The 22,471-nt window shown below is 73.4% G+C and carries 20 protein-coding genes; 12 read left to right on the forward strand and 8 right to left on the reverse strand.

Features of this window, described 5'->3' with window-relative positions; all coding sequences use genetic code 11:
- Nucleotides 1-8 precede the first annotated feature (8 nt).
- From QIS96_RS27460 to QIS96_RS27470, 3 genes are all read left to right on the forward strand, one after another.
- Complete coding sequence (locus tag QIS96_RS27460) at nt 9-761, forward strand: DNA alkylation repair protein (RefSeq protein WP_282545448.1); 753 nt, start codon at nt 9-11, stop codon at nt 759-761.
- A 107-nt stretch (nt 762-868) separates the two neighbouring features.
- The gene (locus QIS96_RS27465; protein WP_282545449.1) at nt 869-1,711 is read left to right on the forward strand and encodes a patatin-like phospholipase family protein; all 843 of its coding nucleotides are present in this window, start codon (nt 869-871) and stop codon (nt 1,709-1,711) included.
- Nucleotides 1,712-2,647: 936 nt separating this feature from the next.
- On the forward strand, nt 2,648-3,439 hold the full coding sequence (locus QIS96_RS27470) for a spermidine synthase (RefSeq protein WP_282545470.1): 792 nt from the start codon (nt 2,648-2,650) through the stop codon (nt 3,437-3,439).
- Here QIS96_RS27470 and QIS96_RS27475 read toward each other — a convergent pair.
- Together QIS96_RS27475 and QIS96_RS27480 are read right to left on the reverse strand one after the other, a co-directional pair.
- Nucleotides 3,401-4,705 carry an MFS transporter gene (locus QIS96_RS27475; RefSeq protein WP_282545450.1) on the reverse strand — a complete coding sequence of 435 codons (1,305 nt, stop codon included), beginning with the start codon at nt 4,703-4,705 and terminating at the stop codon, nt 3,401-3,403. The two genes, QIS96_RS27470 and QIS96_RS27475, sit on opposite strands and share 39 nt — an antisense overlap.
- Nucleotides 4,706-4,767: 62 nt before the next feature.
- Nucleotides 4,768-5,919 carry a hypothetical protein gene (locus tag QIS96_RS27480; RefSeq protein ID WP_282545451.1) on the reverse strand — a complete coding sequence of 384 codons (1,152 nt, stop codon included), beginning with the start codon at nt 5,917-5,919 and terminating at the stop codon, nt 4,768-4,770.
- A gap of 276 nt (nt 5,920-6,195) precedes the next feature.
- Between QIS96_RS27480 and QIS96_RS27485 the strand changes: the two genes are divergently transcribed.
- The gene (locus tag QIS96_RS27485) at nt 6,196-6,633 is read left to right on the forward strand and encodes a DUF4442 domain-containing protein (protein WP_282545471.1); all 438 of its coding nucleotides are present in this window, start codon (nt 6,196-6,198) and stop codon (nt 6,631-6,633) included.
- Between the two features lie 193 nt (nt 6,634-6,826).
- Nucleotides 6,827-7,483, forward strand: a complete 657-nt coding sequence (locus tag QIS96_RS27490; RefSeq protein WP_282545452.1) for a DedA family protein — start codon at nt 6,827-6,829, stop codon at nt 7,481-7,483.
- Between the two features lie 76 nt (nt 7,484-7,559).
- Here the strand turns inward: QIS96_RS27490 and QIS96_RS27495 are convergent, their stop codons facing one another.
- Nucleotides 7,560-8,090 (reverse strand): gamma carbonic anhydrase family protein, encoded by a 531-nt coding sequence (locus tag QIS96_RS27495; protein WP_282545453.1) that lies wholly within the window; start codon nt 8,088-8,090, stop codon nt 7,560-7,562.
- Nucleotides 8,091-8,247: 157 nt separating this feature from the next.
- Between QIS96_RS27495 and QIS96_RS27500 the strand changes: the two genes are divergently transcribed.
- Nucleotides 8,248-9,030: an acyltransferase gene (locus tag QIS96_RS27500; protein WP_282545454.1), complete on the forward strand. Its 783-nt coding sequence runs from the start codon at nt 8,248-8,250 to the stop codon at nt 9,028-9,030.
- 273 nt (nt 9,031-9,303) lie between these two features.
- On the opposite strand, the gene QIS96_RS27505 is transcribed toward QIS96_RS27500, so the two are convergent.
- The gene (locus QIS96_RS27505; RefSeq protein WP_282545455.1) at nt 9,304-10,170 is read right to left on the reverse strand and encodes a DMT family transporter; all 867 of its coding nucleotides are present in this window, start codon (nt 10,168-10,170) and stop codon (nt 9,304-9,306) included.
- A 137-nt stretch (nt 10,171-10,307) separates the two neighbouring features.
- Here QIS96_RS27505 and QIS96_RS27510 point away from each other — a divergent pair, with 137 nt between their 5' ends.
- The gene (locus QIS96_RS27510; RefSeq protein WP_282545456.1) at nt 10,308-10,880 is read left to right on the forward strand and encodes a helix-turn-helix domain-containing protein; all 573 of its coding nucleotides are present in this window, start codon (nt 10,308-10,310) and stop codon (nt 10,878-10,880) included.
- Between the two features lie 62 nt (nt 10,881-10,942).
- Nucleotides 10,943-11,506, forward strand: a complete 564-nt coding sequence (locus QIS96_RS27515) for a YbaK/EbsC family protein (protein WP_282545457.1) — start codon at nt 10,943-10,945, stop codon at nt 11,504-11,506.
- A 286-nt stretch (nt 11,507-11,792) separates the two neighbouring features.
- Here QIS96_RS27515 and QIS96_RS27520 read toward each other — a convergent pair whose 3' ends face one another.
- The 3 genes from QIS96_RS27520 to QIS96_RS27530 form a co-directional block, all read right to left on the reverse strand.
- The gene (locus QIS96_RS27520; RefSeq protein WP_282545458.1) at nt 11,793-12,200 is read right to left on the reverse strand and encodes a CoA-binding protein; all 408 of its coding nucleotides are present in this window, start codon (nt 12,198-12,200) and stop codon (nt 11,793-11,795) included.
- A 120-nt stretch (nt 12,201-12,320) separates the two neighbouring features.
- On the reverse strand, nt 12,321-13,628 hold the full coding sequence (locus QIS96_RS27525; RefSeq protein WP_282545459.1) for a PQQ-like beta-propeller repeat protein: 1,308 nt from the start codon (nt 13,626-13,628) through the stop codon (nt 12,321-12,323).
- 48 nt (nt 13,629-13,676) lie between these two features.
- Nucleotides 13,677-14,642: a rod shape-determining protein gene (locus tag QIS96_RS27530; protein ID WP_282545460.1), complete on the reverse strand. Its 966-nt coding sequence runs from the start codon at nt 14,640-14,642 to the stop codon at nt 13,677-13,679.
- A 277-nt stretch (nt 14,643-14,919) separates the two neighbouring features.
- Between QIS96_RS27530 and QIS96_RS27535 the strand changes: the two genes are divergently transcribed.
- On the forward strand, nt 14,920-15,183 hold the full coding sequence (locus QIS96_RS27535) for a hypothetical protein (protein ID WP_282545461.1): 264 nt from the start codon (nt 14,920-14,922) through the stop codon (nt 15,181-15,183).
- 61 nt (nt 15,184-15,244) lie between these two features.
- Here the strand turns inward: QIS96_RS27535 and QIS96_RS27540 are convergent, their stop codons facing one another.
- Complete coding sequence (locus QIS96_RS27540; protein ID WP_282545462.1) at nt 15,245-15,871, reverse strand: YigZ family protein; 627 nt, start codon at nt 15,869-15,871, stop codon at nt 15,245-15,247.
- A 199-nt stretch (nt 15,872-16,070) separates the two neighbouring features.
- Between QIS96_RS27540 and QIS96_RS27545 the strand changes: the two genes are divergently transcribed.
- Genes QIS96_RS27545 through QIS96_RS27555 form a run of 3 tightly spaced genes read left to right on the forward strand, consistent with a single transcriptional unit; the run spans nt 16,071 to nt 22,459 of the window.
- The gene (locus tag QIS96_RS27545) at nt 16,071-17,234 is read left to right on the forward strand and encodes an exonuclease SbcCD subunit D (RefSeq protein ID WP_282545463.1); all 1,164 of its coding nucleotides are present in this window, start codon (nt 16,071-16,073) and stop codon (nt 17,232-17,234) included.
- On the forward strand, nt 17,231-20,224 hold the full coding sequence (locus QIS96_RS27550) for an AAA family ATPase (RefSeq protein ID WP_282545464.1): 2,994 nt from the start codon (nt 17,231-17,233) through the stop codon (nt 20,222-20,224). Before QIS96_RS27545 ends, QIS96_RS27550 begins: the two co-directional genes overlap by 4 nt.
- Before the next feature lie 42 nt (nt 20,225-20,266).
- Nucleotides 20,267-22,459: an NACHT domain-containing protein gene (locus tag QIS96_RS27555; RefSeq protein WP_282545465.1), complete on the forward strand. Its 2,193-nt coding sequence runs from the start codon at nt 20,267-20,269 to the stop codon at nt 22,457-22,459.
- Nucleotides 22,460-22,471 lie beyond the last annotated feature (12 nt).

Here is a 22,471-nt window from a genome sequence, read left to right on the forward strand (position 1 = left end):
TGCGTCTCATGTGCGCCTGGGAACCCCTGTCCGTGCCGGCGAGCGAGCTCGCCGACGAGGTGCTCGCGCGCCTCGTCCGCACGTACCCCGAGGGCGCGGACCCCGACAGGGCGGGGGAGCTGGCCGCGTACATGAAGGGCGTCGCGCCGTTCCTCGGGATCATGGCGACCGAGCGGCGGGCGCTGTCCCGCGCCGTGCTCGACGGGCTGCCGCGGCCGGACGAGGCGGACTGCGCGGCGGTCGCACTGCGCTGCTGGCGACTGCCGGAGCGCGAGTACCACTACTTCGCGGTGGACTACCTGCGGTGGTACGTGCGCGTCTGCTCGTCCGCGTTCCTGCCCGTGGCCCGGCATCTCGTGGCCACCGTGCCCTGGTGGGACACGGTGGATCTGCTCGCCGCGCACGTCGTCGGCGGACTCGTCGCCGCCGACCCCGGCCTGAAGCGGGACATGGACGACTGGATCGAGGACGACGACCTGTGGGTGGCCCGCGCGGCCCTGCTGCACCAGCTGCGCTTCAAGGACGCCACCGACACCGAGCGCCTCTTCGGCTACTGCCTGCGCCGCTCCGGGCACCCCGATTTCTTCGTCCGCAAGGCGGTCGGCTGGTGCCTGCGGGAGTACGCGAAGACGGACCCGGAGGCGGTACGGACCTTCGTCGCCGAGCACGCCGACCGGCTCGCGCCGCTGTCGGTACGGGAGGCCCTGAAGAACATCGGTCCCATCGGCCCCATCGGTCCCATCGGCTCCATCGGCCCCTGAACTCCCGGCGGGCGGGGGCCGGTTGAGCGTCCCCCGTCGGCGTACGACACACTCCTTGCCCGAAGCGACACAGGCAGCGTAGGCGGTACGACGGAGGGGCGGCGGTTATGGCGGAGACGGCACTGGTGCTCGGAGCGGGCGGGCTCACCGGAGTCGGCTGGGAGATCGGCGTGCTGCACGGGCTCGCCGAGGCGGGCGTCGACCTCAGCGACGCCGACCTCGTCGTCGGCTCCTCCGCGGGCTCGGTCGTCGGCGCCCAGCTGACCTCCGGCAAACTCACGCTGCCCGAGCTGTACGAGCGCCAACTCGCCGATCCCGCAGGGGAGATCCCCGGGCAGCTGGGCGCGGGCCTGGTCCTCAAGTACGCCCGCGCCGTCCTCGGCTCGCGCACACCCGAGGCGTACGGCAGGAAGCTCGGCGCGCTCGCCGTCGCCGCGGACGCAGGGGACGAGGCGGCGCGGCGGGAGGTGATCGCGCGGCGCCTCGTCTCCCACAGCTGGCCGGAGCGCCGGCTGCTCGTCACCGCGGTCGACGCGGGCACGGGCGAGCTGCGCGCCTTCGACGCGGCCAGCGGCGTGCCGGTCGTGGACGCGGTCGCGGCGAGCTGTGCGGTGCCCGGGGTGTGGCCCGCCGTCACGATCGAGGGGCGGAAGTGGATCGACGGCGGCATCCACTCCTGCGCCAACGTCCACCTCGCGAGCGGGTACGCACGGGTCGTCATCCTCGCTCCGCAGCCGGCGGGCGGCGGGCCGCTGCCGTCGCCTCGCCGGCAGGCGGAGCGGCTCGAAGCCGAGGGGGCGCGGGTCACGCTGATCACGCCGGACGCGGCGGCGCGGCGCGCCTTCGGCCGCCGAACCCTCGACCCGACCCGCCGGGCCCCGGCCGCCCGAGCGGGGCTTGCGCAGGCGGGGGCGTGCGTGGAGTCGGTGGGGCGGGTGTGGCGGGGCTGAGCGTTTCCCCACCCCGCCCCTTCCCGAAAGTCCTGCGGCCAGCCCCGGGGCCTGCGCCCCCCCCGGCTTCCCCGGGGCTGCCGCCCCCCCCTGGGCCTCGGCTCCCCAGGGGCTGCCGCCCCTGGACCCCGCTCCCCCGGGGCTGCGCCCCGGCCCCCCATTTCGGGGCTGGCGCCCCTAGGCCCTGCTCCCCATGGCTGCCGCCCCCGCCCCCGCTTCGGGGGCCAGTCCCGGCCCCCGCTCCTCAAACGCCGGAGGGGCTGCTTTTTGTGGGCTGGGTTGGATTCGAGTGCCCCGTGAGGGGCGCGGGGAACTGCGCGACCGGCCACGACGGTGCGACAGCCGAATGACGGCCTCGCCGGGCCCGGAGGGGCGGCCGTCCGCGAGGACTTTCGGGAAGGGGCGGGGTGGGGTACCGCCCCCTCCGCCCCGCCTCGGGGCTGCCGCCCCGGACCCTGCTTCGGGGGCCAGCCCCCGGCCCCCCGCTCCTCAAACGCCGGAGGGGCTGCTTTTTGTGGGCTGGGTTGGATTCGAGTGCCCCGTGAGGGGCGCGGGGAACTGCGCGACCGGCCACGACGGTGCGACAGCCGAACGACGGCCTCGTCAGGCCCGGAAGGGCGGCCGTCCGCTGAGGACTTCGGGAAGGGGTGGGGTGGGGAAGAAGTCGTCCCAGCGCGGCGGCTGAGGACGGGTCTGAGGGGGTGCAGCGCCCAGTAGCCGTCCGCTGAGGACTTTCGGGAAGGGGTGGGGTGGGGAAGAAATCGCCCCCAGCGCGGCAGCTGGGGACGGGGCCGAGGGGGCGCAGCCCCCAGGAGCCGCGGGGAGGGGAAGAACCCCCGCGTGGAGCGGCAGAATGGCCCCGTGGACCACTCGACACCCCCGGCGGACGAGCCGATACCCGTGACCCGTGCCGTCGACCACGGCCTCGCCAAGCTGATGCCGGACATCGACCGCAGCCGCGCCTGGCTGCTGACCGTCGACGGCGCGCCGCAGTCGTACGTGGACCTAAACGAACCGACGCACCTGGAGTTCGAGTACGCCCGCAGGCTCGCCCACGTACTCGACCTCGCCGCCGACGACGGGCAGCCCCTGCACGCAGTGCACCTCGGCGGCGGCGCCCTCACCCTGCCCCGCTACCTCGCCGCGACCAGGCCCGGGTCGGTGCAGGAGGTGATCGAGGCCGACCGGGGCCTCGCCGAGCTGGTCGCCGAGGAGCTGCCCCTCGCGCCGGACTCCGGGATCCGTACGCATCACGCCGACGCCCGCGCCTGGCTGGAGGCGGCCCCGGACGACAGCGCGGACGTCGTCGTCGGCGACGTGTTCGGCGGTTCCCGGGTGCCCGCGCACCTGACCACCCTCGACTACGCGCGCCAGGCCGAGCGCGTACTGCGGCCGGACGGGGTCTACCTCGCCAACCTCGCCGACAGCGCCCCCTTCGCCTTCCTGCGCTCCCAACTCGCCACGTTCCAGGAGGTGTTCGAGGAGCTGCTGCTGATCGCCGAGCCCGCCGTGCTGCGCGGCAGGCGCTTCGGCAACGCCGTCCTCGTCGCCGCGCACCACGAGCTCGACGCCGCCGCCCTGGCCCGGCGCACCGCCGCGGACGTGTTCCCGGCGCGCGTCACCGACGGGGAGGCGCTGCGCCGGTTCGTCGGGGACGCGCGCCCCGTGGGCGAGCAGGACGCGGTGGCCTCACCCGAGCCGCCCGGCGGCGCCTTCAGCGTCGGCTGAGCCGGTCTCCTCCGCCCCGGACCGGGCCACTTCCTGTTCCGTACGGCGCGTGAGGCGTCGTACGTCCGGAACGCACAGCACCCCCGCCGTCATCAGGACGACGAGCGTCGCGCAGCCCCACAGCGCGGTGTCCCGGCCGAAGGCCGTCTCGGCCGGGCCCGCGAGGGCCGTCGCGAGGGGTACGAGGGAGACGGAGCCGAACCAGTCGTACGCGGAGACCCGGGAGAACTTGTCCTCGGGGATCTCCTGGTGCAGGGCCGTCATCCAGGAGACGCCGAACACCTCGATGGCGACGCCGCTGACGAACATCGCGGCGGCGAGCAGCGGGAGTTGGAGCGGCACCGCGAGCGCCGCCGACGGCAGCGCGAGCGGGAACACGCACAGCGAACCGGCGAGCAGCAGCCGCCGCGGCTTCCACCGCATCATCAGGAACGCGCCCGCGATGGTGCCCGCGCCGAACGCGCTGAGGGCGAGCCCCCAGGGCGCCGCGCCGCCGAGCGAGTCGCGGGCGACCAGCGGACCGTAGACCGCGTCGGCCGCGCCGATGACCGCCACCACCACGGAGAACTGGACGACGATCGTCCACAGCCAGGGCCGGCCGATCACCTCGCGCCAGCCGTCCCGCAGGTCGGCCAACATGCCGCCGCCCGGGGCGCGTTCGGGCACCTCGGAGACCCGGAGGAACGCGCGCAGCACACCCGCGACGGCGAACGCGACGGCGTCCACGGCGAGCACCCAGCCGGGCCCGATCGCCGCGATGAGGGCGCCGCCGAGTGCCGCACCGCCGATCGCGGCGCCGTGCATCGCCATCCGGAAGAGGGCGAAGGCCCGGCTCGCCTGGTCCCCGGTGACACTGGAGAGCAGCATGCCCTCGGCGGCGGGGCTGAAGAACGCCTGGCCCGTGCCGCCGAGCGCGGTGAGCAGCATCATCTGCCACAGCTGCGGCTCGCCGAGCAGCACCAGGGCCGCGAACGCCGCCTGGGAAAGGCAGTTGAGGGTGTTCGCGGCGACCATCACGTGGTGCCGCGGCAGCCGGTCGGCGACCGCGCCGCCGATGAGCAGGAAGACGACGAGCGGGATCGTGCGCGCCATCGCGACGAGCCCCACGTCGCCGCCGTCGCCTCCGGCGTCCAGGACCGCGAAGGCCGCGGCGATCAGGGCGCCGTGGCTGCCCAGATTGGTGACGACCGCGGCCGCGGTGAGCAGGCTGTAGTTGCGGCCTGCCCAGGCGGGGCGGCGGAGTCGGGGTGTCACGGCGTTGTCCACCGCTGAACTATCGCCGCCGCGCCCCCGCCCCGCCAAACCGCCCCAGGGTCAAGCTCGTTCTTTCAGCCGCGCGGCATGCCCGCGAGCCGGACCGAGCTGAGGATCTTCTTGATCGTGGCCTCGCTGACCTCGTCCTTCACGTCCATCGGACCGAAGAGCGACCACACCACGAAGTCCCCGGCCTCGTTCTTGAACGCGAACGACAGGGCCTTGCCCTCGGTGGCACACGGGTTCTTGGACTTCGGCACGCCCTGCGACTCGGCGTACGCGATGCTGCCCTCGAGGCCGGTGAGCTTCGACTTGTACTTGGACGGCTTGGACAGGCCGATGATCTTCTGGCTGGGCTGGGTGTACGGGCCGTAGACCCACCAGCCGACCGTGTTCTGCGCGGCCTCACCGGTGTTCTTCGCGCCGTTGGCGCCCTTGGTGCCCGCGGCGGCCAGCTTCCAGCTGTCCTTCCGGCCGTCCTTGTCCTCGTCGTACCGGCACCAGTCGGGCTTGTACTCCGTGATGCCCGTCATCGTCGTGACCGGCTTGTCGGTCTTCTCGTCGATGTAGGTCAGCTGGCTGTCCGGCTCCTTGACGACCCAGCCGGGCGGTACGTCGAAGGCGGTGCCGCGCTTCGGGTTGACGACGACCTGCCAGCCGTCGATGACCGGCTCGACCGTGGTCCCGTTGCCGCGCCCCTCCTGCGTGGGCGAGGGCTCCTCGCTGGGGGTGGCCGGTGCGGAGGACGTGGGCTTCTTCTCGGCGCCCTTGGACTCGTCCGTGCTGTCGTCCTCGCCGCCGAGCACGAGGAAGCCGGTGACGCCCGCGGCGATCACGACGGCGGTCGCCGCGACGATCGCCGTGACCGTGGTCTTGTTCCGGCCACCGCCGCCGGGCGGCTGCGGGGCGCCGAGCGGGGCGGTCGGCGCGTTCCACTGCGGGACGCCCTGCTGCTGGTACGCGCCGGGCGGCGGAGGCGTGCCGGGCTGCATCGGCGCGCCCGGAGGCGGCGGGGGAGTCCCTGGCGCGGGAGTCCCCGGCTGCTGCGGCGCACCCTGAGGCGGTGTGGCCTGCTGCTGATAGCCCGGCTGTTGGTACGGGTTGGGCTGCTGTTGTCCCGGCTGACCCGGTTGACCCGGCTGCGGGTACCCCGGCTGCTGGTACTGCTGCTGATCAGGGTTCTGCGGGTTCTGCTCGCCCCCGGGCGGCTGCTGTCCTGGCCACATGGCCCGTAACGATAGAGGTGCCGCGGACCCGCCTGCCACGGGCGCCCCCAATTGTGACCCGCCGGCGACAGGCCGGGCCGGTCGAGGCTGTCGACAGGGTCGGGCAAAGGGGGTGACCAGCACAAATGGATACGGTCCCGTCGGTGTTCGCCCGCTGATCGAGGCCGGATGACCCGCCTCGCGCACGGTCGGTCCGGGGCGTGACGCAGCTCACCCGGCTGCCCGTCGGCACGGAAGATACCCACGGGTAACATCGCGCTCATGAGCGCTGACCAGATGTCCATCGGCGAGATGCTCGCCGCAACCGTCCCGATGGTCCGGACCCTGAAGCTGGAGTACGCCGAGACCACGCCCGAGCGGGCCGTCCTCCACCTCCCGGACGACCCCGACTACCGCAACCACGTCGGCGGCCCGCACGCCGGCGCGATCTTCACGCTCGGGGAGTCGGCCAGTGGCGCGATCGTCCTCGCCGCCTTCGGGGACCAGCTGTCGCGCGCCGTGCCGCTGCCGGTCACCTCCGACATCGCGTTCAAGAAGATCGCCAAGGGTCGCGTCACGGCCACCGCGACGCTCGGCCGCCCGATCGCCGACGTGCTCGCGGAGCTGGACGAGGGCAAGCGCCCCGAGTTCCCCGTGCACATCGCGGTCACGCGTGAGGACGGCGCGGTCACCACCGAGATGACCGTCGTCTGGACCCTGCGTCCCAACAGCTGAGCCACGGATGAGCCGCAACTCAGCCTCGGCTCATCCGTACCCGGGCAGTCCCGCCTCGGGCCCCGCTCCGGCCCCGTTCCCGACGTCGAACCGTCGGGAACGGGGCCGTTCCGCGATCCAGTAGGCTGCGCGCGTCGTGCGCCGAGGGGAGCGCACGCCGGGCAGTGGCACCAGGGAAGACGGAGGACCGGCGTTGCACGTCCAGGAGTGGCTCGAGACCGTTCCCGCGGTCAGCATCTACATCCTGGTGGGGGTGGTCATCGGTCTGGAGAGCCTGGGTATCCCGCTCCCCGGCGAGATCATCCTCGTCAGTTCGGCACTGCTCGCCTCGCAGCACGGCGAGCTCGACCCCGTGGTGCTCGGCGCGTGTGCGACCGGCGGCGCGATCGTCGGCGACTCCATCGGGTACGCCATCGGCCGCAAGGGCGGCAGGCCGCTGCTCGCCCGGCTCGGACGCCGATTCCCCAAGCACTTCAGCGAGGCCAACATCGCCTCCGCCGAGCGGTCCTTCGAGAAGTGGGGCATGTGGGCCGTCTTCTTCGGCCGCTTCGTGGCGCTCCTGCGGATCTTCGCCGGGCCCCTCGCGGGCGTACTGCGCATGCCGTACTGGAAGTTCGCCACGGCCAACGTGCTCGGCGGCATCGTCTGGGCGGGCGGCACGACCGCGGTCATCTACTACGTCGGCGTGGTCGCCGAGGCCTGGCTCAAGCGGTTCTCCTGGCTCGGCCTGGTGCTAGCGGTGGCCTTCGGCGTCACTTCGATGCTGGTGCTGAAGCGGCGGGCGAAGCAGCAGGCTCAGCCAGTCGTCGAGCCCGAAGTCGCGGTGAAAACCAGCCCGTCCGGCGTTTGAGGACGAGCCCGGAGGGCGATCTGCGGTGCCGTGGTCGACGGTGCGGATCGCTCTCCGGGGCCTGCTCCGCGTAGACCTACTCCGCGTGCGCCTCGCGATGCTGCTTCGCCAGCTCCGTGTACATCGCGGCGTTCAGCCTGAGGCCCTCGCGCTCCTCGTCCGTCAGCGGCCGCTTGACCTTCGCCGGTACGCCCGCGACGAGCGAGCCCGGCGGCACCTGCAGCCCCTGCGGCACGAGGGACTGGGCCGCGACGAGCGAACCCGCGCCGATCACCGCGCCGTTGAGGACGGTCGAGCCCATGCCGATCAGGCAGTCGTCCTCCACCGTGCAGCCGTGCACCGTGGCGTTGTGGCCCACCGTGACCCGGTCGCCGATGGTCGTCGGGAAGCCCGGGTCGACGTGCACGGTGCAGTTGTCCTGGATGTTGCTGTCGGCGCCGACGACGATCGGTCCGCAGTCGGCGCGCAGCACCGCGTGGTACCAGACGCTGGCGCCCGCCTTCAGGGTCACGTCGCCGATCACGACGGAGGTGGGTGCGGCGAACGCCGCCTCGTCCACCTCGGGTTCCGCGCCGCCGACGCCTGCGATCAACGCCCGCTCTGCCATTGCGTCTCCTGATTGTCGTTCGTGTCCGGCGGGTGGCCGGAGCCGTCGCGCCTCACCGGAACCGTAAGCGACGGGGGTGCGCGCACGCGCGGCGGGTGGGGCGAAGATCACAGGCCACGGCCCTGTCGGGTGCCGCGGCGCTGAGTACGGTGAGCGGGTGCCGAAGAACAAGAACGCGTTCTCATTCGCGGGCAGAGGGACGGGTGGGCGGAGCGCTGCTCTCGCCGCCTGGCGCCGTCGCGCCGTCACGCGTGCCGTGCACGCCGGTTGGCGCTGGGTGCAGGGCGCGGGCGCGGTCACGGCCGCGCGCCCCGGGCGGCTGCGCTTCGGCGCGATCGGCACGGGCACGAAGCTGGCCTTCCCGCAGGGCACCGTCTTCGGCGAGCCGTGGATCCGGCTCGGCTCGCACTGCATCATCGGCGAGCAAGTCACGCTGACGGCCGGTCTGATGCCGGACCTCGACCTCGGCCCCGAGCCGATCCTGCGGATCGGCGACGGTGTGGTGCTCGGCCGCGGCAGCCATGTCATCGCCGACACCTCGGTGACGATCGGCGATGACTGCTACTTCGGGCCGCACGTCTACGTCACGTCCACGAACCACAGTTACGACGACCCGCACACCCCGGTCGGCAAGCAGTGGCCGCGGATGGAGCCGGTGGAGATCGGCCCCGGCTGCTGGATCGGCACCAACGCCGTGATCCTGCCCGGCGCGCGCATCGGCCGGAACGTGGTGGTGGCGGCCGGTTCCGTCGTACGGGGAGAGGTACCCGACCACGCGGTGGTGGCGGGGGCGCCCGCGCGCGTGGTGCGCACGTGGGATGCCGAGCTCGGCTGGCAGCCGCCGCTGCGGACCCCGGCGCCGGTGCCGATCCCGGAGGGCGTGACGCCCGAAGAGCTGCGCGCGCTCGCGGAGTTGGCGGACAAGCTGCGCACGGGCTAGCCCCCTGGGGGCTCCGCCCCCGGCCCCCCCCGCTCCTCAAACGCCGGAGAGGCTTCCCGGGTCCGTCGTCGGCTTTCCCGCCGTCGTGGGGCTGTGCCCACCCTCCCCCAAGCTCTCGGCTTCGCTCGAGCAGGGGGGGACCCCCATCGCCCTGCGGAACGCCTGCCCACAGCACGTGCAGGGGGCAGGGTCACGTGCCCCTTTAGGGGCGCGGGGAACTGCGCGATCAGCCACGACGAAAGCCGCAGGCGAACGACAGCCGGGGTCAGGGGCTCAGCCCCCGGCCAGCAGCACCGTGCCCAGGAGGGCGAGCCCCGCTCCCGCCGCCTGCACAAGGCGCAGCTTCTCCTTCAGCACCCCCCGCGCGGCCAACGCCGTAACCACCGGGTACAACGAGGCCAGCACGGCGGCAACCGTGACGGGCCCGGTCCGCGCGGCGAGTGCGTACGTCCCGTTGGCCGCCACATCGGCGAGCCCCACGAACGCGAGCGCGGGCAGCGCCGCCCACACGACCCGGAGCCCGCCCTCCTCGGGCAGTGCCCGCGCCCCGCGCCGTACCGAGAGCCAGAGGGCGCCGCCGCCGGCCACGACGTTGGTGACCCGCTGCACGAACAGTGCGAGGAAAAGCCCGGTGAGCGTCGTCGAGGCCTCCGCGATGAGGGCCATCACCGCGCCGAACCCGAAGGCGGCGACCAGGGTGAGCAGAACGGCCTGCCGCTGCACGGGCGCACCCCGCAACTCCGGCCCGCCGGCGAGGAGTACGCCGGCGACGGCGACCGCGATCCCGCCGTACTGCAGCAGTCCGGGCCGCTCGCCGAGGAGCAGGCCGACGCCGACCGGCACCATCACGCCGAGGGAGCCGAGCGGGGAGATCACGCCCATCGGGCCGAGGGCGAGGGCCCGGTAGAAGGCGAGCATCGCGACCGGGCCGACGATGCCGGCGGCGACCGCGAACCACAGCTGCGGGCCCCACTCGGTCCACGCGCCGGTGGCGACGACGACCGCGCCGAGCACGACCACCGCGATGCACTGCGAGACGACCACGACCGTGAGGGCCGGGATGCGTCGGGTGAGCAGCCCTCCGCCGAAGTCGGCGAGCCCCCAGAGGAGGCTGGTGGCCAGGGCGAAGAGTGCGGACATGCGGCAGCCTCGCAGTACAGTGTGCTGGACGTTTGGTGCACCACACCGTAGTTCAATGAACTGAACTCTGTCATTCAGAATATTCGACTTCGCAGGGGTCGTCAGCCGCGGCCCGCAGACTCGACGATGGACGGGACGTGTCGGACCTCGATCAGCTCACCCAGTCGCTAGCCCGCAATCTGAAGCGCTGGCGGGGTGAGCGCGGCTTCACGCTCGATGCCCTCGCCGCCCGCTCCGGGGTCAGTCGCGGCATGATCATCCAGATCGAGCAGGCGCGTACGAACCCCAGCGTCGGCACGACCGTGAAGCTCGCCGACGCGCTCGGCGTCAGCATCACCACGCTCCTCGACTACGAGCAGGGCGGGCACGTCCGCATCGTGCCCGAGGAGCAGATCGTGCGCATGTGGTCGACGGAGGCGGGGAGTTGGACCAAGCTCCTGGTCGGCACGGAGAAGCGCGGCCCGCTCGAACTCTGGTCCTGGCGGATCATGCCGGGCGAGAGCAGCGAGTCCGACCCGCACCCGCGCGGCACCGTCGAGCTGGTGCACGTCTCGGCCGGCCACCTCACCCTGCGCGTGGACGGCGTCGACCACTCCGTGCCCGCCGGGTCCTCCGCCACCTTCGAGTCGAACGTCCCGCACGGCTACCACAACGAGGGTGACGTGCCGGTCGAGATGACGATGGCGGTGTCCATCCCGCCGGCCACCTGAGGCCCTGTTCGCCAGCTGAGACGGCCGGGGGCGGTCGCGGGGCGCGCTGTTACGTTCGGCTCATGCGCGCTCCCATCGGCACCTTCGACAACGCCCGCCCCGCCCCCGACTGCCTGGACGAGCTGACCGCGCCCGTCGCCGACGCCGTACGACACTGGCGTGGCAGCGTCCCCGCCGAGCAGTTCGTGTATGTCGACACGGACCCGGAGATCGCCGACACGGCCGTCTTCGTGGAGCACTACGGGCCCGAACTCCGTGACCGGTCGGCGAACTGCGTGGTCGTCTCGGGCAAGCGCGGCGGCGAGAGCACCCTCGCGGCGTGCGTGGTCCTGTCCGGGACGCGCGTGGACGTGAACGGCGCTGTCCGCCGTCAACTCGGCGCGCGCAAGGCCTCGTTCGCCCCGATGGACACGGCGACCGGCGAGACCGGCATGGAGTACGGCGGCATCACCCCGATCGGGCTGCCCGAGGCGTGGCCGGTCCTGGTCGACGCGGCCGTCCTCGACGTCCCGCACGTCCTGATCGGCAGCGGTCGCAGGCGCGGCAAGCTGATCGTGCCGGGGAAGACCTTCGCGGAGCTGCCGGGCGCGGTGGTCATCGAGGGGCTCGGAGTGCCGACGGCCTGAACGGCCTGAACGGCCTGAACGGCCTGAACGGCCTGAACGGCCTGAACGGCCTGAACGGCCTGAACGGCCTGAACGGCCTGAACGGGCTGAACTCGCCCCGGCGGCAGGCCGGTTGACGTGCAGCGGCTGCCCCGTGCCCCGCCGACCGGGTACGGGGCAGCCGTAGACGTTCTACACCAGAGCGGAACAATTCATTCCGTAACGCGGCGAATTCCGGCTAGGAGCAGGTCAGTTCACCTGAAAGAGGGCCGAACGACGACCCCCGTACGGCTGCGCGCCGTGCGGCTCAGCCCAGGCGCGGGATCTCTATCGCCGGGCACCGGTCCATCACCATGTCGAGCCCGGCCGCGCGCGTCCGCTCGTACGCCCGCTCGTCGATCACGCCCAGCTGGTACCAGACCGCCTTGGCGCCCGCCGCGACCGCCTCGTCGGCCACCTGGCCCGCATGCGAGCTGTTGACGAAGACGTCGACCACGTCCACCGGGAAGGGGACGTCCGCGAGTGAGGCGTACCCCTGCTCGCCGTGGACCGTCTCCGCCTTCGGGTGGATGGGGACGATCCGCTTCCCGAAGCGCTGCAGCGCCTCGGCGACCCCGTACGCGGCCCGCTCCTCGTTCCGCGAAAGCCCGACGATCGCCCAGGTGTCACCGGCCTCCGTGAGGATCCTGCGAATGGTCGCCCGGTCCGCGTACATGCTGAGCCTCCGTGGCATCGCTGCGCTTGTCTGCCGCTCGTCTCGTGCTTCGTGCACCGAGCTTCGTGAACGCCAACAGCACTGACCTGGCCCGCATTCCCGCGGCCAGCCTGCCCGGCCTTACGCGCGGACCGCGGTCACCCCCGAGTCGTGGGCGCAGTACAGCCGGCCGTCGACGGCGATCGGGGCCGCGCTCGCGGTGTCCTCGCCCACGTTCAGCCGCCAACTCGGCCTGCCCGTGCGGGAGTCGTAGCCGTACCAGTCGTGGAGGTGGCCGACGACGAGTTGGCCGTCCGGCGGGGTGACGAGGCTGAACGAGGAGGTCCGGCGCTTTGTCTCCCAGAGGAGGCGGCCGTCGTCGGCGTACGCCCGGAGGGTCGTGCGCTCCTCGTCCCAGCCCAGGTCGGCGCTGAGTAGCAGCCGGACGGAGTGCGCGTCGGCGGAGAGCGGGATCGTGTGGTCGAGCGACCGGGCGGGCTCGGTCCGGGTCCACCGGCGGCGGCCCGTCGCGGCGTCGAAGGCGTGCAGGCGGCGCTCGCTCGCCCGGTGCGCGCCGGGGCCGATGACGTACAGGGTGTCCCCGCCCAGGACGGGCACGGAGTGGTACGTCGACGGGCCGGTCCAGCGGACGTTCCCGGTGCGCGGGTCGTACGCCACGAGCTCCGTCCGCTCCTCGTCCACCTCGTTCCGGCCGAACAGGGCGTCCGGGCCCTGGAGATCGAGGGTGCGCCGGCCGAGCGAGTCCCGTACCGGCGCGGACCAGACGACGGCGCCGGAGCGGACGTCGAGGGCGGTGAGGCTCCGGTCCGGCGGGTTCACGTACGCGAGGCCGTCGCGCACCGCGAGGACGTCGCCGCGGGTCCGCCAGCGCACCCGCCCGTCGGCCGCGTCCAGGGCGTGCAGTTCGGCGGGCTCCGGGTCCGCGTCCTCCTCCACGTGGGGACGGACGCTGACCAGGACGACCGAGCCGCTGGTGTGGACCGGGCCCGGCACGGCGTTCTTCAGGGGGCTGCCGGGGCGCACCCGCCACAGTCGCCGGCCGTCGGAGGCGCGCAGTGCGTACACCTCGGCGTCGTCGGTGGCCGCGTACACGGCGTGCGGCGTCGCGGCGGGCTCGCCGGGGGCGCCGTCGAACCGGGCCTGCCAGCGGGTACGGCCGGACTCCGCGTCCACGGCGTACAGGCCCGTGGGCCCCGCCGAGCGCACGTACAGCGTGCCGTTCGCGTGCAGCACCGGGTCCAGGCAGAGCACGTCGCCGTCCCGGCCGGACGGCCGGAAGGCCCACAGCGGCCTGCGGAGCGGGGGCTTCTCCTCCTCGGTCGCGTTCTTCAGCACCGCGCTGCCCGCCATCAGCGCGGCGACCGCCCCGGCCGCGCCCGCGCCGTACCGCAGCGCCTGACGCCGGTCGACCCCGATCGTCTCCAGCATTCCGGCAGGGTAGCCGGGCAACTCCCCGGCGCGGGAGGGGATTCCGGCTCACACCTCGGCCACGTCCCAGGCGCCGAGCACGCCCACGTCGCCCGGCTGGTCCGGTACGTGCACCGGCAGGCAGAGGCGGTCCCGCAGCCGGTCGGCGAGGCCGAGCATGCGGGCGCCCTCGCCGCACAGCACGAGGCCGCGGTCCTGCACGTCCTCCACCAGCTTCGGCGGACTGTCGGAGAGGAGCGCGAGCACGTGCTTCGCCAGGGCGTCGTACGTGGCGAGCGGGACCCGGGCCAGCTCCGCGACGGGGATCGTGCGGGTGTCGGGAAGGCCGCGCAGCAGGTCGTGGCCGCGGACCGGGACGGTGCCGGAGTCGGCCGTGCCGATGCGGACCTTGGCGCGCTCGGCCTCCGACGGGGAGATGATCAGGCCGTGCCGGTGCCGGAGCAGCCGTACGAGGCCTTCGTCGACGTCCAGACCGCCGACCGGGAAGGTGCTCGTCGCGATCACGTCGCCGCAGGACAGCAGCGCGGCGGAGCTGCGTTCGGCGCCCACGTCGACGACGAGCGCGCCCGCGGGTTCGGCGAGCGGAACACCCGAACCGACCGCCTGGGCGAGGGAGTTGGCGACGAGCCGGACCCGCTTGAGGCCGGCCGTCTCGCAGGCGGCGAGCAGCGCCTCGACCTGCAGCTCGCCCATCCGGTCCGGCACGCACAGCGTCGCGGCGGCGAAGTGCCGGGCCTTCGCGTCGCCGGAGACCTCGCGCAGCGCCGCGCGCAGCAGAAACGCGGCGACCAGCGGGTCGGCGACGGACCGCTGCAGCACGGGCCGCACCAGGTGCAGCGTGTCCGGGCGGCTGCCCTGGATCTCCACGGCGCGGCTGCCCCGTGCGCGTATTCGGCCCTCGGCGTCGATCGCGGCGACCGTCGGCATGTGCAGGATCCGCTCCCCGTCGCGGGCGAGGATCCGCAGCATCGCGCTGCCGAGGTCGATCGAGTATCCGCGGGCCAGGGTGCGCATGGGCTCTCCGCTCAGTGGAACCGGTACGCCGAAGGCGGCCGGCCCCGGGAACGTCCGCGGGGCCGCGTCTTCGACGCTGGCACAGCTCGAACAGGGCGGCGAGCGTGGGGCGTCCGATTCAGCGGTACGCGCGCGGGCCCGGCGCTTCACGGACCCGTACCGGAATCGGAGCGGACCCGTACCGGACCTGTACCGGACCCGTACCGAACCCGGACCGGTCCCGTACCTGCCCCGGTGACGGGAGGCGCGCCCCGACCCCGCGGCTTAGCCTCGGGGCATGAGCGCGATCCCGGAGCGGTTCACCGTCGTCCTGAAGCCCCAGCTGACCGACGCCGAAGGCAAGCTCGACCACGGCACCGCCCTGCGCTCGGCCACCGTCGAGCGCACCGGCGAGACCGGCGCGAGCGGCTTCCCCCGCTACGAGGGCGACGGCGTGCACGTCGACATCGACCCGGCCACCCGCACCGTCGAGGCCGCGACGGTCGACGGCGACGAGCTGCCCTACGGCTGGGTCGCGGAGGTCGCCGAGGAGGAGCGGTGAGCGCGGCCGGCCGGGCGTGGGCCGGGAGTGAGCCGGGCTCGGCCCTGGCGTGGCCTGGGCGTCACGCGTCCCCGTACGCCTCCCCGCCGAGCTCGAGCTCCGCCGAGCCCGCCGTCACATCCGCCAGCCAGGCGCGGAAGGCCTCGACGTCCGCGTCCGGCAGGCCGATCTCGATGGTCACCGCCTCGCCGTAGTGCACGTCCCGCACCTCGCGCCCGGTGGACCGCAGATCGTTCTGCACCTTGCCCGCGCGCTGGTGGTCGACCGTCACCGTGGCGAGCCGGAAGCGGCGCCGCGTGATCGTGCCGAGCGCGTCCAGGGCCTCGCCGACCGCCCCGCCGTACGCCCGGATCAGGCCGCCCGCGCCGAGCTTCACGCCGCCGAAGTAGCGCGTGACGACCGCGACGACGTACCGCATGTCCCGCCGCGTCAGCATCTGCAGCATCGGCACGCCCGCCGTGCCGCCGGGCTCGCCGTCGTCGCTCGCCTTCTGCACGGAGGCGTCCGCGCCGATCACGTACGCCCAGCAGTTGTGGTTGGCGCCCGGGTGCTCTCTGCGGATGCGCGCGATGAACTCCTGGGCCTCCTCCTCCGTCGCCGCCGGTGCGAGCGCGCACAGGAAGCGGGAGCGGTTGACCTCGGTCTCGTGCACGCCCTCGCGGGCCACGGTGCGGTACTCGTCCTGCATTCCGTCAGCCTATGCGGGGTGCGTCGACCCGCCTTCCCCCAGGGGGCTCCGCCCCCGGCCCCCCGCTCCTCAAGCGCCGGAGGGGCTTTCCTCTGCCGTCGTTCGGCTGCCGCTTTCGTCGTGGTTGCTCGCGCCCACGCGGCGGAGCCGCAGATGTCACAACCCCGCGCCCTGTCGGGGCCCGATACCCTCGGGGATCATGCGGCTTCTACACACCTCCGACTGGCACCTGGGGCGGGCGTTTCACCGTGTGAGCCTGCTCGACGCTCAGCGGGCCTTCATCGACCACCTTGTCGACACCGTGCGTGCCGAGCAGGTCGACGTGGTGCTCGTCTCCGGGGACGTGTACGACCGGGCCGTGCCGCCGCTCGCCGCCGTGGAGGTCTTCGACGACGCCCTGCACCGGCTCGCCGAGCTGGGCGTGCCGACCGTGATGATCTCCGGCAACCACGACTCCGCCCGCCGGCTCGGCGTCGGGGCCGGGCTGATCGGCCGCGCCGGCATCCACCTGCGCACCGCGCCCGCCGCCTGCCACGAGCCCGTAGTGCTCTCCGACGAGCACGGCGACGTCGCCTTCTACGGCCTGCCGTACCTCGAACCCGCCCTGGTCAAGGACGAGTTCAAGGTCAAGAAGGCCGGACACGAGGCCGTCCTCGGGGCCGCCATGGACCGCGTACGGGCCGATCTCGCCGAGCGCCCGCCCGGCACCCGCTCCGTCGTCCTCGCGCACGCCTTCGTCACCGGCGGCGAGCCCAGCGACAGCGAACGGGACATCACCGTCGGCGGCGTCGAGTCCGTGCCCGCCGCCGTGTTCCACGGCGTCGACTACGCGGCCCTCGGCCACCTGCACGGCTGCCAGACCCTCTCCGAGCACGTCCGCTACTCCGGCTCCCCGCTCGCGTACTCCTTCTCCGAGCAGCACCACCGCAAGTCCATGTGGCTCGTCGACCTCGGCCCCGGCGGGGAGATCGCCGCCGAGCGGATCGACTGCCCGGTGCCGCGCCGCCTCGCCCGGATCGAGGGCGAACGCGAAGTGCTCCTCGCCGACCCGGAGTTGGAGCCGTACGAGGACTGCTGGGTGGAGGCCACCCTCACCGACGCCGTACGGCCGCCCGAGCCCATGGCCCGGCTCTGCGAACGCTTCCCGCACATCCTCAGCCTCGCCTTCGCGCCGCGCAGGGCCGACGGCCACCATGTGGACTCGTACGCCGAGCGCCTCAAGGGCCGCGAGGACCAGGAGATCGCCGAGGACTTCGTCGCGCACGTCCGCGGCGCCGGGCCCGACGAGGCCGAACGGGCCGTGCTGCAGGCCGCGTTCGACGACGTACGCGTCTCCGACATGGTCAAGGAGGTGGCCCGGTGAGGCTGCACCACCTGACGGTGACGGCCTTCGGGCCCTTCGGCGGACGGCAGGAGGTCGACTTCGACGCGCTCGGCAGCGCCGGCCTCTTCCTGCTGCACGGCGCGACCGGCGCGGGCAAGACCTCCGTCCTCGACGCCGTCTGCTACGCCCTCTACAACGCCGTGCCCGGCGACCGCCAGACCCGCGGCGGCACCCTGCGCAGCGACCACGCCGCCTCCACCGCCCGCACCGAGGTGTGCCTCGACCTGACCGTCGCCGGACGCCGGATCGAGGTCACCCGGCAGCCGCCCTGGGAGCGCCCCAAGAAGCGCGGCACCGGCACCACCACCGAGAAGGCCCAGTCCTGGCTGCGCGAGTACGACGCCGAGAGCGGCACGTGGAAGGACCTCAGCCGTTCCCACCAGGAGATCGGCGCCGAGATCGAGGCGCTGCTCGGCATGAGCCGCGAACAGTTCTGCCAGGTCGTCCTGTTGCCGCAGGGCGACTTCGCGCGGTTCCTGCGCGCCGACGCCGAGGCCCGCGGCAAACTCCTCGGCCGGCTCTTCGACACCCGCCGCTTCGCCGCCGTCGAGACCCACCTCGCCGAGCGCCGCCGCGCCGCCCAGGCCCAGGTCACCGCGGGCGACGACCGGCTCCTCGCCGTCGCCCACCGCATCCAGCAGGCCGCGGGCGACGCCGCCGAACTCCCGCTGCCCAGCGCGGCCCCCGGCGAACCCGGCCTCGCCGCCGCCCTGTCGGAGTGGGCCGCTGTCGCCCGCGCGGGCGCCCGCGAACGCCGCACCGTCGCCGCCTGCGCCGTCACCGCAGCCGAGTCCGCCCAGACCCGCGCCCAGACCGAGCTCGACGCCGTACGTGAAACCCACCGCCTGCAGGCCCGGTACGCCGAGGCGCGGGCGCGGTCCGCACGGCTCGACGAGCGTGCCGGGGAGCAGCGCGACTGGCAGCAGCGCATGGACCGGGCCCGCAAGGCCGAGGCCGTGACGCCCGCGCTCGCCCTGCGCGCCGAGACCGACGCCGAGCACGGGCGCGCCCGCTGCGCGGAGTCGGCCGCACGCGCCCAGCTGCCCGAACGGTTCGACGGGGCCTCCGCCACCGGCCTGACCACCGCCGCCCGCAAGGCACTTGAGGAGCTCGGCGGCCTCGAATCGGCTCGCCGCGCCGAACAGCGCCTCGCCGAGCTCGCCGAGCGCCGCGCCGAGGCCGACCGGCAGGAACGCGCCGACACGGAGGCCCTTCAGGAGGCCGCGGCCTGGCTCGACGGCTGGGAGGAGACCCGCCGCACCCTGCAGGAGCGCATCGAGCACGCCCAGGACGCCGCGACCCGCGCCGAGCACCTCGCCGGGCAGCTCGAACCCGCCCGCGAGAAGGCCGCCGCCGCACACCGCCGCGACACCCTCCAGACGCGGACCGTCGAGGCCAACGACCACGCCCTCGCCGTACGCGAGACCGCCACCGGCGCGCACGAGCACTGGCTGCAGCTCAAGGAGCGCCGCCTGCAGGGCATCGCCGCCGAACTCGCCCAGGGCCTGACCCCCGGCGAGCCCTGCTCCGTCTGCGGAGCCACCGAGCACCCGGAGCCCGCCCCGCTCGTCGACGGCCACGTGGGCCGCCAGGCCGAGGAGGCGGCGCTCGCCGCGTACCGGCGGGCCGACGAGGAGCGTGCCGAGGCCGAGCGGGCCCTCGCCGACGTACGCGAGGCGCTCGCCGTGCAGACCGCCGCAGCGGGGGACGCCCCCGTACGCGAACTCGCCGACAAGGCCGAGGAGTTGGCGCGCCTCTTCGACGAGGCCCGGCAGCTCGCCCTCGGCCTGCACGCCGCCCGCGAAGCCCTCGCCCGCGCCGAGGCCGAGCACGAGCGGCGGCTCGCCCACCGCCAGGAGGCCGCCACCCGCGCCGCGTCCCGCAGCTCCCTGCGCGAGTCCCTCGACCGCGAACAGGCCACGCTCCAGGAGGAGTTGACGCAGGCGAGAGGAGGCGCCGCGAGCGTCGCCGCCCGCGCCGCGCAACTGGAGCGCCAGGCGGCCCTGCTCACCGACGCCGCCGACGCCGTCCGCGCCGCCGAGGACGCCGCCCGCCGCCTCAAGGACGCCGACGCCCGCCTCGCCGACGCCGCCTACCGCGCCGGCTTCGCCACCCCGCAGGACGCCGCCGACGCCGCCCTCGACGACGCCGCGTACCGCGAACTCCAGCACCGCATCGACGCCCGCCGCCAGGAGGAAGCAGCCGTACGCGCGGTCCTCGCCGAGCCCGAGACCGCCGCCGCGGACCTGCTCCCGCCCGCCGACCCGGCCGCCGCCCAGGCCGCGGCGGAGGCCGCCGACCGCCGCCTGCGCACCGCCGTCACGGCACGCGCCGCCGCCGAACACCGCTGCGCCGAACTCGACCGCCTCTCCCGCCAGTCGGCCGCGGAAGCCCGCCAACTGGGGCCGCTGCGCGCCGAGTTCGACCGGGTGGCACGCCTCGCGAGCCTCACCGCCGGCACGTCGGCGGAGAACGAACGCAAGATGCGCCTCGAGTCGTACGTCCTGGCCGCCCGCCTCGAACAGGTCGCCGCCGCCGCGACGGCCCGCCTGCAGCGCATGTCCTCCGGCCGCTACACCCTCGTCCACTCCGACGACCGCGCGGGCCGCGGCCGCTCCGGGCTCGGCCTGCACGTCGTGGACGCCTGGACCGGCAGCGAACGCGACACGGCGACCCTCTCCGGCGGCGAGACCTTCTTCGCCTCCCTGGCCCTCGCCCTCGGCCTCGCCGACGTCGTCACCGACGAGGCCGGCGGCGTCCGCCTCGACACCCTTTTCATCGACGAGGGCTTCGGCAGCCTCGACGACCAGACCCTCGACGAGGTCCTCGACGTCCTCGACTCGTTGCGGGAGCGCGACCGCAGCGTCGGCATCGTCAGCCACGTCGCCGACCTGCGCCGCCGCGTGCACGCGCAGCTGGAGGTCGTGAAGGGGCGGGCGGGGTCGCGGGTGCGGCAGTCCGCGAACTGAGTCGCGTACGGGAGGTGTTGAGCCTCGGTCGACCGAGCGCGGATGCTGCGACGGTCCGGCCCGGCCAGGGTGGGAATCTGTCAGGCCGCCCTGCGGCTGTCGGTGATTGATCGTCACCCCATAGACGACACAACCGAGTTGGGTTTTCATGCTGTCATGACGAACAGGGAGCGTGGGGTCCTGGCGCTCTGGTTGACCGGATGCGCGGTGGCCGTCGGGGCTGTGATCCACTTCGGCTTCGAACCCGTGACAGCTGTCCTCGGTATCGGTGGGGTGCTGCTCGTCGCCTCGCCGGCGAAATCCTTCCTCACGCGGACGTGGGCGTGGAACGCCGAGCCAAGTGAGGGCACCCAACTCGACGCTGCGGCCGTCGCGTTGAACCACGCCGTGAAGCGGCACTGGACCAGTGAAGCCGGGCGCCGGAAACAACATCTGTCCATCGACCGCATCCCCGTGCGCTGGGACACGTTGCACGACCAGCGCTCCCGCGCCACTACCGTCGAAGCGCCACGGCCGCTGCCGGAGCACGGCAGCCTCGACGCGCTCGTCGAGGACTACGCAGCCCGCCCGTCGCGCCTGATCGTCGTGGGCGATGCCGGTTCCGGGAAGACTGGCCTCTGCGTCGACCTCACGCTCGCGCTGTGCCGCCCTGCCGATCCACAGCGCGTGCCGGTCCTCCTCCAACTCTCCACCTGGGAACCGGAGATCAGCTTCCAGAACTGGATCGTGCAACGCCTCACCGAGGACTATCGGTTCCTGGAGGACACGACCAAGTACGGTGCGGGGGCTGTCATGGAGCTGCTCTCCCATCGACGGCTGCTCCTTGTACTGGACGGACTCGACGAACTGCCGCCCGAGCTGCGTGTGCAGGTCATCAGAACGCTGCGTGACAACACCCATCTGCCCGCGGACTTGGTACTGACCTGCCGCCCGGACGAGTACGCGGCGACTACCGCCGAAGAGCCGCTGCCGGACAGCAGGCTGGTTCGCCTCCTGCCGGTACCGGCCATCGACATGGTCGCCTACCTGGTGGCGCACTTTCCCGACGACCTGGACCGCTGGGCGTCCGTCACGCGCACCCTCCGAGAAGACCCGGCCGGACCGCTGGCCGACGCGCTGTCCAGCCCACTGATGCTGTTTCTGACCCGAGCCTCGTACCGTTCCCGTAGCAGCACGCCCGAGGACCTGCTGGACCCCGTGCGGTTCGGCACGAGGGAGCAGATCGAGGACCATCTCCTCGATGCGTTCATCCCCGTGGTCTTCGACTCTCCGCCCTTGGGCTCCGATGACGGCAACCCGGGACGCCCCACTCGGGAGTGGCCCGAGGAGCAGGCGCTACGGGCGCTGACGTTCTTCGCCAACAGGCTTGAGTCCCAGTTCCGCGACGGGGGACGGCGGCCCGTCGATTTGAGCTGGTGGAACCTGCGGGATCTGGCGGCCATACCTCGCCGTTTGTTCGTCGTCGTGCCCACAGTGATCGGAGCCGTCAGCTGTTGTCTGCTGGGGCTACTCATCTTCGGGTTGTTCGGGCGGCCGGGGTTCGGCGCTCTGTTCGGTGCCGCTGTCGGTCTGGTCTTCAGCCCGCTGCTCGGCCTGGTGAGGGCGGAGCCGCCGCGGCGATTCGCCCCACGCCGTGCCCGGCAGCACAACCGGCTCGTGCTGCGGCCGCTGGTGATCGATCTGGGATTCGGCCTCATCGGCCTCGTCACCGGCGGTCTCCTGGCCGGGCTGCTCTACCCGGTCACCTACGGGGTTGCCGCCGGACTCGCCTTCGGCCTCGTGTTCGCGTCGGCCCGACGCTTCACCCGCCCCACGGAGCCGAAACATACTGTTACGCCGCTGAGGTCCCTGCGAGACGACCGCAACGCCGTGCTCTACGCATGGCTGTTCGGCTCGCTCGCTGGGGGCTGTGTGGGCGGCTTCCTTGCCACGGCCGGGATCGACCGCGCTCGCTACGACCTGGTCATCTCGGCGTCTCCAGCCGTCCAAGGGGTCATGGGCGCGTCGGTCGGTGCGCTTCTCTGCGGCGTGGGGCTCGGCTTGGTTGTTCTCTCCACCAGCGCCTGGGGGCACTACACGACGGCGCGCGGCTGGCTCGCTTGGCGAGGACACACCCCGTGGAGCCTGGCGTCGTTCCTCCACGACGCCCACAAGCTGGGGGTGCTGCGGTCCACGGGGGCCCACTACCAGTTCCGGCATGCGAGTCTGCAGCGTCGCCTCGCCGCGCAGAGGTAGCTCAGCCCGCTC

Origin of the sequence: Streptomyces cavernicola (assembly GCF_029968035.1) — a bacterium.
GTDB lineage: Bacteria > Actinomycetota > Actinomycetes > Streptomycetales > Streptomycetaceae > Streptomyces > Streptomyces cavernicola.

Coding starts and splice junctions, on each gene's coding strand:
- QIS96_RS27545 (WP_282545463.1), top strand. CDS start 16,071: ATGCGGCTTCTACACACCTCCGACTGGCACCTGGGGCGGGCGTTTCAC.
- QIS96_RS27485 (WP_282545471.1), top strand. CDS start 6,196: ATGTCCATCGGCGAGATGCTCGCCGCAACCGTCCCGATGGTCCGGACC.
- QIS96_RS27460 (WP_282545448.1), top strand. CDS start 9: ATGTGCGCCTGGGAACCCCTGTCCGTGCCGGCGAGCGAGCTCGCCGAC.
- QIS96_RS27505 (WP_282545455.1), bottom strand. CDS start 10,170: ATGTCCGCACTCTTCGCCCTGGCCACCAGCCTCCTCTGGGGGCTCGCC.
- QIS96_RS27530 (WP_282545460.1), bottom strand. CDS start 14,642: ATGCGCACCCTGGCCCGCGGATACTCGATCGACCTCGGCAGCGCGATG.
- QIS96_RS27470 (WP_282545470.1), top strand. CDS start 2,648: ATGCCGGACATCGACCGCAGCCGCGCCTGGCTGCTGACCGTCGACGGC.
- QIS96_RS27515 (WP_282545457.1), top strand. CDS start 10,943: ATGCGCGCTCCCATCGGCACCTTCGACAACGCCCGCCCCGCCCCCGAC.
- QIS96_RS27555 (WP_282545465.1), top strand. CDS start 20,267: ATGCTGCGACGGTCCGGCCCGGCCAGGGTGGGAATCTGTCAGGCCGCC.
- QIS96_RS27525 (WP_282545459.1), bottom strand. CDS start 13,628: ATGCTGGAGACGATCGGGGTCGACCGGCGTCAGGCGCTGCGGTACGGC.
- QIS96_RS27495 (WP_282545453.1), bottom strand. CDS start 8,090: ATGGCAGAGCGGGCGTTGATCGCAGGCGTCGGCGGCGCGGAACCCGAG.
- QIS96_RS27520 (WP_282545458.1), bottom strand. CDS start 12,200: ATGTACGCGGACCGGGCGACCATTCGCAGGATCCTCACGGAGGCCGGT.
- QIS96_RS27480 (WP_282545451.1), bottom strand. CDS start 5,919: ATGTGGCCAGGACAGCAGCCGCCCGGGGGCGAGCAGAACCCGCAGAAC.
- QIS96_RS27540 (WP_282545462.1), bottom strand. CDS start 15,871: ATGCAGGACGAGTACCGCACCGTGGCCCGCGAGGGCGTGCACGAGACC.
- QIS96_RS27465 (WP_282545449.1), top strand. CDS start 869: ATGGCGGAGACGGCACTGGTGCTCGGAGCGGGCGGGCTCACCGGAGTC.
- QIS96_RS27535 (WP_282545461.1), top strand. CDS start 14,920: ATGAGCGCGATCCCGGAGCGGTTCACCGTCGTCCTGAAGCCCCAGCTG.